This window comes from Caballeronia sp. J97 (genome assembly GCF_905220305.1).
Taxonomy (GTDB): Bacteria; Pseudomonadota; Gammaproteobacteria; order Burkholderiales; family Burkholderiaceae; genus Caballeronia.
Genome location: NZ_CAJMZL010000019.1, coordinates 1 through 12,883, shown reverse-complemented (window position 1 = coordinate 12,883; position 12,883 = coordinate 1). Strand labels below are relative to the sequence as shown.

13 protein-coding genes are annotated in these 12,883 nt (G+C 64.0%); 6 read left to right on the top strand and 7 right to left on the bottom strand.

What is annotated here, in order from left to right:
* Together U4Y90_RS22470 and U4Y90_RS22465 are read right to left on the bottom strand one after the other, a co-directional pair.
* Window positions 1–1,374: a gluconate:H+ symporter gene (locus U4Y90_RS22470; RefSeq protein ID WP_321797847.1), complete on the bottom strand. Its 1,374-nt coding sequence runs from the start codon at window positions 1,372–1,374 to the stop codon at window positions 1–3.
* Between the two features lie 256 nt (window positions 1,375–1,630).
* Window positions 1,631–1,912 carry a hypothetical protein gene (locus U4Y90_RS22465; RefSeq protein WP_321797845.1) on the bottom strand — a complete coding sequence of 94 codons (282 nt, stop codon included), beginning with the start codon at window positions 1,910–1,912 and terminating at the stop codon, window positions 1,631–1,633.
* Window positions 1,913–2,221: 309 nt separating this feature from the next.
* Here U4Y90_RS22465 and U4Y90_RS22460 point away from each other — a divergent pair, with 309 nt between their 5' ends.
* Window positions 2,222–3,274, top strand: coding sequence for a helix-turn-helix domain-containing protein (locus U4Y90_RS22460; protein WP_321797843.1), 1,053 nt, complete (start codon window positions 2,222–2,224; stop codon window positions 3,272–3,274).
* Here the strand turns inward: U4Y90_RS22460 and U4Y90_RS22455 are convergent.
* Window positions 3,225–4,514, bottom strand: a complete 1,290-nt coding sequence (locus tag U4Y90_RS22455; RefSeq protein ID WP_415749403.1) for an MFS transporter — start codon at window positions 4,512–4,514, stop codon at window positions 3,225–3,227. The two genes, U4Y90_RS22460 and U4Y90_RS22455, sit on opposite strands and share 50 nt — an antisense overlap.
* A 166-nt stretch (window positions 4,515–4,680) precedes the next feature.
* On the opposite strand from U4Y90_RS22455, the gene U4Y90_RS22450 reads away from it, so the two are divergent.
* The 5 genes from U4Y90_RS22450 (at window position 4,681) to U4Y90_RS22430 (ending at window position 8,438) form a co-directional block, all read left to right on the top strand.
* On the top strand, window positions 4,681–5,562 hold the full coding sequence (locus tag U4Y90_RS22450) for an RNA polymerase sigma-70 factor (protein ID WP_321797839.1): 882 nt from the start codon (window positions 4,681–4,683) through the stop codon (window positions 5,560–5,562).
* Window positions 5,563–5,705: 143 nt separating this feature from the next.
* Window positions 5,706–6,185, top strand: a complete 480-nt coding sequence (locus U4Y90_RS22445) for a carboxymuconolactone decarboxylase family protein (RefSeq protein WP_321797837.1) — start codon at window positions 5,706–5,708, stop codon at window positions 6,183–6,185.
* A 38-nt stretch (window positions 6,186–6,223) separates the two neighbouring features.
* Window positions 6,224–6,631, top strand: a complete 408-nt coding sequence (locus U4Y90_RS22440; protein WP_321797835.1) for a cupin domain-containing protein — start codon at window positions 6,224–6,226, stop codon at window positions 6,629–6,631.
* Between the two features lie 76 nt (window positions 6,632–6,707).
* Entirely contained in the window at window positions 6,708–7,721 is a 1,014-nt protein-coding gene (locus U4Y90_RS22435) for a LysR family transcriptional regulator (RefSeq protein WP_321797834.1), read from the top strand.
* Window positions 7,722–7,919: 198 nt separating this feature from the next.
* Window positions 7,920–8,438, top strand: coding sequence for an Ohr family peroxiredoxin (locus tag U4Y90_RS22430; protein WP_321797832.1), 519 nt, complete (start codon window positions 7,920–7,922; stop codon window positions 8,436–8,438).
* Window positions 8,439–8,450: 12 nt separating this feature from the next.
* On the opposite strand, the gene U4Y90_RS22425 is transcribed toward U4Y90_RS22430, so the two are convergent.
* The 4 genes from U4Y90_RS22425 to U4Y90_RS22410 all read right to left on the bottom strand — a co-directional run bounded on the left by U4Y90_RS22425 (window position 8,451) and on the right by U4Y90_RS22410 (window position 12,879).
* Window positions 8,451–9,830, bottom strand: coding sequence for an aromatic acid/H+ symport family MFS transporter (locus U4Y90_RS22425; RefSeq protein ID WP_321797831.1), 1,380 nt, complete (start codon window positions 9,828–9,830; stop codon window positions 8,451–8,453).
* 71 nt (window positions 9,831–9,901) lie between these two features.
* On the bottom strand, window positions 9,902–10,237 hold the full coding sequence (locus tag U4Y90_RS22420) for an NIPSNAP family protein (RefSeq protein ID WP_321797829.1): 336 nt from the start codon (window positions 10,235–10,237) through the stop codon (window positions 9,902–9,904).
* On the bottom strand, window positions 10,234–11,979 hold the full coding sequence (locus U4Y90_RS22415; protein ID WP_321797827.1) for an FAD-dependent oxidoreductase: 1,746 nt from the start codon (window positions 11,977–11,979) through the stop codon (window positions 10,234–10,236). Before U4Y90_RS22415 ends, U4Y90_RS22420 begins: the two co-directional genes overlap by 4 nt.
* 60 nt (window positions 11,980–12,039) lie before the next feature.
* Entirely contained in the window at window positions 12,040–12,879 is an 840-nt protein-coding gene (locus U4Y90_RS22410) for an SDR family oxidoreductase (RefSeq protein ID WP_321797984.1), read from the bottom strand.
* Window positions 12,880–12,883 lie beyond the last annotated feature (4 nt).

Genomic DNA, 12,883 nt, shown 5'->3' with positions numbered 1-12,883 from the left:
TTACGTCAGCACGCTCCACAACACGAGCGTCAGCACGAGTCCGACCACCGAGACGATCGTCTGCAACACGGACCACACCGCGACCGTGTCCTTCAGCTTGAGCCCGAAATACTCGCGCACCATCCAGAAGCCCGCATCGTTGACGTGGCAGAAGAACACGGAGCCTGCGCCGATCGCGAGCGCCATCAGCGAGTTGTGCGTGGCCGAGAGCCCGCTCACGACCGGGGCGACGATGCCCGCGGTCGTCGTCGTGGCGACGGTCGCCGAGCCCGTCGCCTGACGCAGCGCGACCGCGATCAGCCATGCGAGCAGGATCAGCGGCAGATGCGTGCCGACGGCGATCTTGCCGATGGTCGCGCTGATGCCTGCATTGACGAGCATCTGCTTCAGGCCGCCGCCCGCGCCGATGGTGAGCAGGAGCGCCGCGATCGGCGGCAGGCTCTTGCGCAGGATGCCGCCTACTCGCTCGCGCGCCATGCCGCGCGACCAGCCGAGCACGACGATCGCGAAGAGCACCGTCAAAGCCAGTGCGACGAGCGGTTCGCCGACGAAATCGAGCGTGTCGTAGAGCAAGGTGTCCTTCGTCAGCGCGAGCTTGGCGACGGTGCGGCCGAGCATCATCACGACGGGAAGCAGGATCGTCGCGAGCGAGATCGCGAAGCCCGGCGTCGCTGCACCGTCTTCGTGCGCCGTGAAGAGCTTGCCCATTTCCTCGGGTTCGTCGACATGCAGGCGCTTCGACAGCCAGATGCCATAGAGCGGCCCCGCGAGGATCACGGCGGGCAGCGCGACGACGAGGCCGAGGCCGAGCGTCAGGCCGAGATCGGCATGCAGTGCGCTCACCGCGATCAGCGGGCCCGGATGCGGCGGCAGCAACGCATGGAGCGTCGTCATGCCGGCGAGCGCGGGAATCGCGATGCGGAGGATCGGTTGCTGCGCGCGGCGCGCCATCACGAAGATGATCGGCACCATCATCACGAGGCCGACTTCGAAGAAGAGCGGCAAGCCGACGATGATCGCGACGAACGCCATCATCCACGGCAGGCGGCGCGGCGTCGAATGGTCGAGCAAGGTGGTGACGAGCCGGTCGGCGGCGCCGGATTCGGCCATCAGCGCACCGAGCATCGCACCGAGCGCGATGATGATGCCGACGTCGCCGAGCAGCGCGCCCGCGCCCTTGCTGAACGCTTGCGCGATCGCTTCGAGCGGCTGATGCGCGCTGAAGCCCGCCGCGAACGTGCCCACGAGAATGGACAGGAACGGCGCGAGCTTCAGCAGGCTGATGGAAACGATGATGATCGCGAGGCCGAGTGCGCAGGCGATCAGAAGTTGCGTGTCGTGGGCCGAGCAGGGAGCGAGCGTCGAGGGGTTCACGGTGACCTTGTGCTGATGCGCATCGCGCTCATCGCGATGCGATTACGAAGAGCTTTCGCGTCCCGCACATGACTTCGCGCGTTCTTTGCGAAGCATGGGCGGGACGCGAAGCCCCGTCGTAATAGCACTTTTCGATGCGATGGTCAAAATCGACTGCGCATCTGAAGCGCTCTCTCAGGCTAGCCTTGCTCGGACCTTATTCAAAGCGATTGGCATTTTGCGTTTTGCATTACGCATGCCTTCTTGCGTTTTGCATTCAGCATGCGTGTCTCGCGAAGACCTGCGCGGCGGCCTTGTCGGAGCCGGCGGCCCGATCCTGTGCGAGAAGATCGAGCAGGCGCAGCACACGCGCGCGCTGCGTCGAGACGAGATCGCTTTCGTCGCCGAGTGCGGCGAGCCGCCTTTTCCAGTAGGCGCGATCGAGATGGGCGATCGCCTTTGCATCGCCCGATAGCGCGAGCGAACGGATCATGTGCTCGAGATGATCAAGCTGCGCGTCCGCGACGCGCGCCGGCTTGAGCGCCGTTCGCGTAGCCACGACTCGCCCGACTTGCAAAGCTTTCGTCTTTCCCATGTTGACGCCCCGAAACGTCTTTTTCCCTGTTGCATGCGGCTGTATTTTTGGTCTTGATCAGCCGTAAACCCTGCGAGTGGGAGACAGCGATGTGACGGCGGGATGACGGCAAGGAATCGCCGACCTGAACCGCCCGCGACGCCGCACACGCTGCTCCTCATCCAGCACGATATACGTGTATCTCGAATACGCTTTACCATGCGTCTCATTTGCTGGCGTGTCGTGCGCTCGCCATCGACCGACAGGACGGTCTGACCGATATCGATTCCATTCATGCCCGCCGATTCCGATCCGCCGACGTTATTTACACGCTTCTCGACGCATGCATTTGCGCGCGAGCGGCAATTGCTCGCATGGCGTGACCGCGTCGGCCATGTCGTCGATGTGCTGCCCGACAGGGATCGGATCGCGGAGGGCTTCGAGGGCAGCATCGATTTGCATGCGGCGGGCGGCCTCGTGTTCACGGATGCGCGCACCGAAGCGCTGGTGCTCGATCGATCGATCGCGCGCGTCTCGACCGACACCCGCCGCGATTTCGCGTTTCACGTGTACGTGGAAGGCGAGACGGGGCATATCAGCGGTCTGAACAAGAAGCGCAGCGCGCCGGGTTCGGTGCGCGGCATCGTTGCGTTCGACCTGAATCAGCGCTTTCGCATCGAGCGTCCGGCATGCCGCGTGCTGACGATGTTCGTGCCGCGCTCGATAGTCGCCGCGCATGTTGGCGATTGCGATGCGCTGCACGGGCGCGTGGTGCCCGACAAGGCGCCGCTCGCGCGCCTCGTGTTCGAGCATTTCGATGCGACTGCACGTGAGTTGCCGATGCTCGAACGGCCCGATGCCATCGATACGCTCGATGCTGGCGCGCAACTCCTGCTCGCCGCGTTCGCTGACAGACCTCATGCGTTGAAGGATTCACGCGCCGCGCTGCAGACGGCCGTGAAGACTCAGGTGAAGCGTTATGTCGACACGCATCTGCATGAAGCCGATCTCACGCCGATGAAGATCGTCGAAGCGCTCGGGCTGAAGCGCGCCACCCTGTATCGATGGTTTGAGGAGGAAGGCGGCCTCGGTGCGTATATCCGGCATTGCCGCTTGCGCGAGGCGGCCGACGAACTCGCGCGGTTTCCGAATCTGCAAATCGCGGATATCGCTTACGGTCTCGGCTTCAAGAGCGCATCCGATTTCACGCGCGCGTTTCGCCGCGCGTTCGACGCGAGTCCGCTGGAGACGCGTCTGCGCGCGCTCGAACTGTCGCGCTCGATGGCGGACGATCCCGTCAAGCGGATGCGCGCCGCGCACTCGAGGGGCGTTCCGGAAAGCGGCTGAGCGCCACGAGCGTGACGGCGTTCGCCGCGAGCAGATACCACGCGGGCGTCATCACATTGCCGGTCGCGCCGATGAGCCATGCGACCGCGAGCGGTGAAAATCCCCCGAAGATGACGACGCCGAACGTATAGATCACCGAGAGGCTCGCTGCGCGGCGATGCTTCGGGAAGGCTTCGAGCATGAGCACCGAGCCGGCGCCCGCGTTGTTCAGCGCGATCGCGACATAGAGCAGGATGATCACGAGCGCGAGCGCATCCGGGGCGCCTTGCGTGAGCGCGTGAAACGCGGGATAGACCGTCGCGAGCGCCGCGACGAGCGACGCATATTGCAGCGTCTTGCGGCTCATCAGGCGATCGGCGGCGAGCGCGACGAGCGGCGTGACGATCGATATCACGAAACCGGAGAGCGACGCGATCAGGAAGCTGATTGCCGGTGGCCGCTGCAGCGTGTGCGTCAAGTAGTTCGGCATGTAGAGCACGGCGATATAGATGCTCGACGAAGGCGCGGCCATCATCATAATGCCGCATATGAGGGGACGCGCGTGCTCGCGCAGTACGATCGCGAGCGGCGTGCGCGCTGGACGAACCTTCGATGCCGATGTATCGCCCGGCATCCGGCGCAGAAACCAGCCGAGCGGCGCGATCAATCCGCCGATGACGAAGGGAACGCGCCATCCCCATTGCGCGAGTTGCTCGGGCGAAAGCAGCGCGGACGTGCACGCGCCGACGAGCGCCGCGACGCATGCGGCCGCGCCCTGACTCGCACCGCGCCAGCTCACGATGAAACAACGCCGCTCATAGGGCACCGACTCCATCAACAGCGCGGAGGCCGGTCCGATCTCACCGCCTGTCGCGAATCCTTGCAACAGCCGCGCGAACACGATCAGCACGGTCGCGCTGGCGCCGATCGCCGCATGCGTCGGCAGGCACGCGATCAACCAGGTGCCAACGGCCATCAACGCGATCGACAGCCGCATGCCCGCCGCCCGTCCGCGCCGGTCCGCGTATCGGCCGATCAGCACCGCGCCGAGCGGACGCATGACGAAGCCCGCGCCGAATGTCGCGAGCGACAGCAACAGAGACGAAGCGGCGTCGTGCGCGGGAAAGAACAGCCGGCCGATGATCGCCGCCGAGAAGCCGTACACGGTGAAGTCGTAGGCGACGAAGCCATTGCTGATCACCGTCGCCACGATGATGCGGTTCACATTCGCAGAGGCGTGTGGCTGTTCCGTGTCGGTCATGAGTGGAAGTGGATGCATTCGAGTTCGGCCTTCGATGTTAACGGCCAGATTGCTCAGATCTTTGAGCAATACACGCGCCCGTACGCGCGCGTAATATACGATCAGCTTTTAGACGCCTTTCAATTCGATGGCTCAGCAGTCCGCTTACGAACGAGGAATCGTCTTCATGGATGACGCCACGCGCGAATTCGATCGCCTGCGCCCTCGTTTGCAGGGCATTGCGTATCGCATGCTCGGTTCGGTCGCCGAAGCCGAGGACATCGTGCAGGACGTATGGCTGCGCTGGCATGCGGCGGCCCGCGAAGTGATCGAGAATGCGGAAGCGTGGCTCGTCGCGGTCACGACGCGACATTCGATCGACCGGCTGCGCGCCGCGAAAACGCAGCGCGAACATTACATCGGCATCTGGCTGCCGGAGCCGCAGATCACCGAGTCGCCCGCGACGCCGGAAGAAGTCACGGAGCGCGCGGACGATGTTTCCGTCGCGTTTCTGATGCTGCTCGAACGCCTGACACCGGAAGCGCGCGCGGCTTTTCTGCTGCGCGAGGTATTCGACGCCGATTATCCGGAAGTCGCGAGCATCATCGGCAAGACGGAGGCTGCATGCCGCCAGCTCGTGCGCCGGGCCAAGGCGCAACTGCGTGAAGAGCGCACGCGCCGTGCGGTGCCGCGCGAGGTTCACAGGCGCTTGCTGCATGCCTTCGCGCGTGCAATCGAACACGGCGATTTCCCGGCGCTTCACGCGATGCTCGCGGACGACGCAACGCTCGTCGGCGATGGCGGCGGCCGCGTGCAGAGTTTCCCGAAGCCGCTTGTCGGCGGCAAGCGCATCGCACAGCTTTTCTATGCGGCGTTCCTGCGTCATGGAAAGGGCGTGCATCTCGAACTCGTCACGCTGAACGGACAATGGGCGCTCTTGCGCTTCATCGACGGCAAGCTCGAATCCGCGCAGACTTACGATATCGAAGACGAGCGCATCGTGGGCATTCAGGTGCAGCGCAACCCGGAGAAGCTCGAACGCATCGCGGCTCGCCATGGCACTGCGTGAACGATTGCGATGCGATTGATGCGCGCGGGGCAACATCGTGCGCACGCTCACGTGTCTACCGCGAGGAGCGGGGCAAACATACGATGACGTCCATGCCGGATACGAATCGCCGGCTGGCATCCTCAACCAGGCATGGAGTCGTCATGACGCAGCGAATCAACTACGTTCAACAATCGCCCGAATTGTTCAGGAAGTTCTATGAGTTCAGTCAGTCGGTGCGCGAGTGCTCGATCGAGCAGGCGACCCGCGATCTCGTGACACTACGCGCATCGCAACTGAATGGCTGCGCATTTTGCGTCGATATGCACGTGAAGGAAGCGAAAATTCACGGCGAGCGCGAACTGCGCACGCATCATGTGGCGATCTGGCGGGAGTCGACGCTGTTCTCGCCGCGCGAACGCGCCGCGCTCGCGTGGACCGAAGTGTTGACGCGCATTCCCGAGCACGGCGTGCCCGACGATCTCTTTGCACGCGTGCGCGAGCAGTTCTCGGAGAAGGAGCTGTCCGACCTGACCTACATCATCATGGAGATCAACGGCTGGAATCGTGCGAATGTCGCGTTCCAGACGGTGCCGGGCTCTTCCGACAAGGCCTTCGGCCTCGACAAGGCGAATCTGTCGTAAGGCGCTCGCGCCGTCATTCGATCATGGGAGATTGGATCATGCAGGGCATCAAACGCGTGGGACTGGCGCTCGTCCTCGGATGCACGGCGCTCGTCGCGAATACGGCGCAGGCCGCGCCGCAGGCGATCGTCAAGGAACTCATGACGAAGCCGCTTCCCGAGTATCCAGGCAAGGAAGCGCTGATGATCAGCGTGGAATATCCGCCGGGCGCGGTCGATCCGGTGCATCGTCACGATGCGCATGCTTACGTCTATGTACTCGAAGGCACGATCGTCATGCAGGTTCAGGGTGGCAAGGCCGTGACGCTCAAAGCCGGTGACACCTTTTACGAAGGCCCCGACGATATTCACACCGTGGGTCGCAACGCGAGCAACACGAAGCGAGCGAAGTTCATCGTGCTGCTTCTCAAAGACAAGGGCAAGCCGGTTCTGACGCCGGTGAAATAAAAAAATCGGCATCGCGTGTCACAAACCGCGCGGCGCGAACGTCTAGTGAGACAGAGCCACTACGTTTCGTGCCGCCATGCCATCAGACCTTGCGTGTCATTCCGACGATTCGCTCGCTTACAGCTTCGTGACGAGTTATGCGGGCGTCGTTTCATTTCTGGCCGTCGCCAATGAAGGCAGCTTCGCGAAAGCGAGCGATCGCCTGGGCATCGGCCGTTCCGCCGTCAGCCGCAACGTGCAGAAGCTGGAAGCACAGCTCGATGCACGTCTCTTTCTTCGTACCACGCGCAGCACGTCGCTCACGCGCGAGGGCGAGCTGTTCTACAAGAACTGTCAGCCGGGCGTGGAGCGCATCGTGCAGGCGCTGGAGGACATGCGCGAGTTGCGCAACGGGCCGCCGCGCGGGCACTTGCGCATCGCATCGACACCGGGCTTCGGTCGCAAGGTCGTCGCGCCGCTCCTGTCCGGCTTCAACGCGCGTCATCCGGACATCGCGCTGGAGTTGCTGCTCAGCGACCGTCCGTGCGATTTCACCGCGGAGCGCGTCGATGTCGCGTTTCGCGACGGACACATGGAAGACAGCGAAGTCGTCGCGAAGCAGCTGATTCCGATGCAGATGATCGTGTGCGCTTCGCCTGCGTATGCGCGCGAGCACGGCCTGCCGCGTCATGTCGATGATCTCGGCACGCATCGCTGCATCAATTTCCGCACATCGGCGGGGCGCATCGCGGACTGGGAGTTCAAGATCGATGGCTTGGCTCAGAAGCGCTCGCCCGCCGCGAGGCAGACGTTCAACGACATCGACCTGATGCTGCAAGCCGTGCTCGACGGGCAGGGCATCGCGCAATTGCCCGCTTACCTCGTCTGCGATCCGATCAAGGCCGGGCGCCTTGTCATGTGCCTCGCACAACATGCGCCCGACGACGGCGGCCACTATCTCTGCTATCTCAGCCGCAAGCATTTGCCCGCGCGCGTGCGTGTGTTCGTCGACTACATGACCGAGCATACGCGCGCACTCGACCTGCATTGCCTGACGACCTTCGTCGCGAATGCGAGCACGGGGACGCCACGGCTCGCTTCCGTCGATTGATGCATCGAAGGCAACACCGCGAGTCCGGTGACGTGACTACCGGACGCGCGCCCGCACGCCTACGATTGAATCGCGCGCGACATGCGTATTTTCAAAGGGGGAAACATGAAGATCGTGGTAGTGGTCGGTAGCGAACTCATCGACAGCGCGCATCTCGAGCAACCCGCGTAGGCACCGGTTGCAGAAGACGAGTCCGCCATGCAACCGCTCGATCCTCCGCCCGTCAGCCTGCTCGACAAGTATCAGGGGCACGACGTGCAGCCGCTCTATTCGACGACCGTCACCGTGACGGGCGGCGTAGCGGGTCATGGCCGCGCTTCGGGCGTGGCCCGCTCCGACGACGGCAATCTCGACCTCGATCTGCGCATGCCCGAAGCACTCGGCGGACCCGGTGGCGGCACGAATCCGGAGCAGTTGTTGGCGGCAGGCTATGCCGCCTGCTTTCATGGCGCGATGGTCTTGCTGGCGTTACGCGCCGGTATCGTGGCGGAGGGCGCGAGCGTGTCCGTCACGATCGAATTCGGCCGCGATCCGATGGACGGTCTCTTCCTGCTCACTGCGCACACGCATGTGCGCATGCCTGGCATCGAACGCGCGGTGGCGGAGGAAATCGTGCGCAACGCCGAGCGCTTTTGCCCTTATACGAAAATGACGCGCAAGGGCATCGTCAATATCGTTGCGCTTGCAAGCAGCGACGATGCCCCGGATGCTGCTTGAGCGGGTTGCGCGTCATTCGACAGGCACGCGCACCGTCTGATCGAGCTGGCCCGATTCACATGAATCGCGCCGGCTCAGCGCGCCCAATGCGAACGCGGCGACGAACGCGGGAATGGCGAGCAGCGTGAACACCGCGCCGAATTGCAGGCCCATGCTCATCAGAAGGCCGCCGGTCATCGCGCCCGCGACGGCGCCCATGCGCCCGATGCCGAGCATCCATGCAACGCCCGTCGCGCGGCTTCGCGTCGGATAGAACGATGCGGCGAGCGCCGACATCGAGGTCACCGCGCTCGTCACGGCGGTTCCCGTCAGAAAGATCAGCACCGCGAGCCCGAACTGATCCGCGACGCCGCGTCCGATCGTCAGCACCATCGCGGCTGCGAGCACATAGGCGCATGCATTCACGCGTCGCGGATTGGCCTTGTCCATCACCCAGCCGAGACAGAGATTGCCGAGAATGCCGCCGAGCGGAAAGAGCGATGTCGTGAGCGCAGCGCGTTCGGCGGTGAAGCCCGCGTCCTTGAAGAGCGTCGGCAGCCAGTTGGTCAGCAGATAGAAGATCATCAGCCCCATGAAATAGGCGAGCCACAACATGAATGTACCGAAGCGATAGGGCCGCGAGACGATGAGCCCGAGCGAGGACTTGTCCGCGCCGGCCGTGCGCGTGTCGGCGGCGACGAACGTGACGTGCGCGCCTTGCGCGAGACGGGGATCGTTCGAAATGCGGCGCAGCACGCGTGCGATCGTTTCCGCGGGACGCTTGCGCACGACCATGAATTGCGCGGACTCGGGCAGCAGCACGAGCAGCAACACGGTGAGCACGATCGGACCGAGTCCGCCGGCGACGAGCACGCTTTGCCAGCCGAAGTGCGGGATGAGCCATGCGGCGCAGAGGCCGCCTATCGAGAGGCCCACGGAGAAGCCGCAGAACATCGTATTGACGGCGATCGCGCGAATGCGCGCGGGCGCATACTCGGACATCAGCGTGACCGCGTTGGGCATGGCCGCGCCGAGGCCCAGGCCCGTGAGAAAGCGCCATGCTGTCAGTGTTTCGATCGAGCTTGCTTGCGCCGACGCAAGACTCCACACACCGAAGAAGAACACGGAAAGCGCGAGGACCGCCTTTCGGCCGATGCGATCGGCGGCCGGTCCCGCCGCGAGCGCGCCAATGCCGAGTCCGACGAGCGCCGCGCTCATCACCGGACCCAGCGCCGCGCGCGTGATGCCCCAGTCGCCGATCAGCGAAGGCGCGATGAAGCCGACTGCCGCCGTGTCGAAGCCATCGGCCGCGACGACGAGAAAGCACAGGATCAGAATGACCCACTGATAGAGCGAAAAGCGCTCGCCGTCGATAAAGCTCTGGACCTCGATGGCCCCAACGTTCTTTTCCATGCCGTTATGTCTCCGTTCATTCATGTATGAGCGACAAGCGTGCGGCCTTCGTCGTGCCGCTTTGCCGCGTATCAGCGCAACGCTGGCGAAAGGCTTTTGAATTCGACGCGCCTGATGATGCGGCTCTCCTGCGCGACGATCAGATGCGCGGATGCCTGCAGATAAGCGGGCCATTCGGGATCGTTGTCGCGCGCGGTGCGCCGCTCGTCGTAGTCTGCAATGCTCTCGTAGCCCCACAGATGCACGACCTGATTCAATGCGCCTATGTCGCTCATATAGAAGCCGACGGGCGCGCCGAGATACTTGAGCTGAATCGGCATGGCGAGGCGATCGAATACGTCGATGAATTCGGCCATGCCGCGCGGCTTGATTGTGTAGATGCGGTGATCGATGAAAGGCTTGCTCATGCTGCGCTCCTCAATTCGCCGGATTTCGCGTGCGCGTCGATGTTGCCCGCGAGATGCAGTCCGGTCAGATAGCCGAATGTCATGATCGGGCCGAGCGTGATGCCCGCGCCCGGATAGTTGCCGCCCATGACGCTCGCGCGGTCGTTGCCGACGGCATAGAGGCCGGGAATCGGCTCGCTGCCCTTCAGAACCTGGCCGTGCGGATTCGTCGCGATGCCGTCGAAGGTGCCGAGATCGCCCATCACGACCTTGAGCGCGTAGTACGGTCCATCGCCGATCGGCGCGACGCAAGGATTCGGCTTGTGCGCGGCATCGCCGAGATAGCGATTGAACGAAGTCGTGCCGCGTCCGAAGGCGGAGTCCTTGCCGTGCATGGCATCGCGGTTGTATTCGCACACGGTCTCTTCGAGCGCGCTTGCATCGATGCCTGCGCGCCGTGCGAGTTCCGCGAGCGTGCGGCCTTTGACGAGATAGCCGCTTTTCAGATGAGCGCCGAGCGGCATCGGAGCGGGCTTCGCAAAGCCGAGGCCGTATTTGCGCATCGTCGCGTGATCGCAGACGAGCCACATCGCCGTTTCCTTTTCATTGCGGCACGCTTCGATCATGGCCGCGCCGACATCGTGATAGGAATTCGCTTCGTTGGCGAAGCGCACGCCGCCGCGCGTCACGCCGATCACGCCGGGCTTGTAACGATCGAGCAGATGCGGGAACACGCCGTACTTGCCCCCGTTGAGCGGCACACGCGAGACAGGCATCCACGCGGCAGGCTGCGGATATCGAATATCGACGCGTCCGCCCACGCGCTCGGCCATGCGCGCGCCGTCGCCGGTATTGCCCGCCGGAACCGGCGACGCATGTTCGCCGCCGCGCCGCACATGCGGATAAGCTTTCGCGATGCGCGCGACATCGTGCGAGAAGCCGCCGCAGGCCAGCACGACACCGCGCCGCGCGACGATGCGCGTTTCGCGTCCATCCGCGATCACGATCGCACCCGTCACACGGTTGTTCACCGTGATGAGTTCCTTCGCGCCCGTGCGCGTATGAATCGGAATGCCGAGATCGAGCGCGGATTTGGCGAGGCGCGCGGCGAGGGCGTTGCCGCTCGTGATCTGCACGCCGCGCTTATACAGCGCGAGTTCCCTTAGATGACTCGCGAGACGCCTGGCGACATACCAGGCGGACTCGAGCGATTTCGTCGCGTTGAAGAAATGCTTGAGATCCGCGCTCGACGAGTTGAACATCATGCCGATGAACGTGATCGTTCTGAGCGGCGGCCGCAGCCGCGCGATGTCCTTGCCCAGCGCGCGCGCATCGAACGGCTTGGCGACGACGGAGCGTCCCACGTCGACGCCGCCCGGCGCATCGGGATGATAGTCGGGGTAGAGCGTCGGCAGAAATTCGACCGACGTCTCGCGCTCGAAGAAATCGATCATGCGCGGGCCGTTGTCGAGAAACGCATCGACGGCCGCTTCGTCGTACATCGCGCCGGTCTCGCCACGCATGTATCGCACCGCCGCTTCGCGCGTATCCTGAACACCCGTTTGCTTGGCGTGTCGATTTCCGGGTATCCACAGGACGCCGCCCGAGAACGCGGTCGTGCCGCCGAAGTATTCCTCTTTCTCGACGACGATCACGTCGAGCCCTTGCTTCTTTGCCGTGATGGCCGTCGAAAGGCCGCCGGCGCCCGAGCCGATCACGAGCACATCGCAAGCGAGATCGGACGACCGCGTTACGGTAGTCATGATGAAATCCTTTATCTGGAACCGGACGCTTTGCGCACCCGTGAGATGAAATGCCGTGTTTCAGGCGCTGCGGGGCGCTTCGAAGCCGGGACGCGGAACGAGGTCCATCAACATGCATTCGAGGCCGCCATCGACGGCGAGCTCCGCGCCGTTCACATAGGCCGCGCGCCGGCTCGCCAGAAACGCGACGACTTCGGCAATATCGCGCGGCTCGCCGATACGCCGGCTCGCGGTCATCGCGCTGCGGCGCGCTTCGACATCGCCTTGTTCATAGAATGCTTTCGAAAGCGGCGTGCGGATCATGCCGGGGCACACCGCATTGCTGCGCACGCCGCGCGCACCCCATTCGGCGGCGATCTGACGCGATAACATCGCGATGCCTGCCTTGCTCGGGCTATAGGCGCCGCTCCACGTCTGCGGATGATGCGCGGCCACCGATGCGATATGCACGATGCTTCCCGCGCCGCGCGCGAGCATGCCGCGCCCGAATGCCTGCGCGCATAACATGTAGCCGGTGAGATTGACGGCGAGCATCGCGTTCCATGCATCGAGGCCGATATCCTCGATGCCGCCCGCTCTCAACAAGCCCGCGTTATTGACGAGCACATCGACATGACCGAATGTGCGTTCGACCTGATCGCGTGCGCGATTCACGCTCGCTGCATCGCCGATATCGCAGGCCAGCGCGATAACATCGGCGCCGCCTGCGCGCAGCGTGTGCGTCGCATCTTGGCAACCCGCTTCGTCGCGATCGAGCAAGGCGAGCCGGGCGCCCGCATCGGCGAATGCCGCCGCAATGGCGCGGCCAATACCGCCTGCCGCACCCGTTATCACACATACGCTCGATTCGAGGCCGAGCCAATGCGGCGCGGTGTGATCCCGCGCGACCTGATTAGTCATCCTT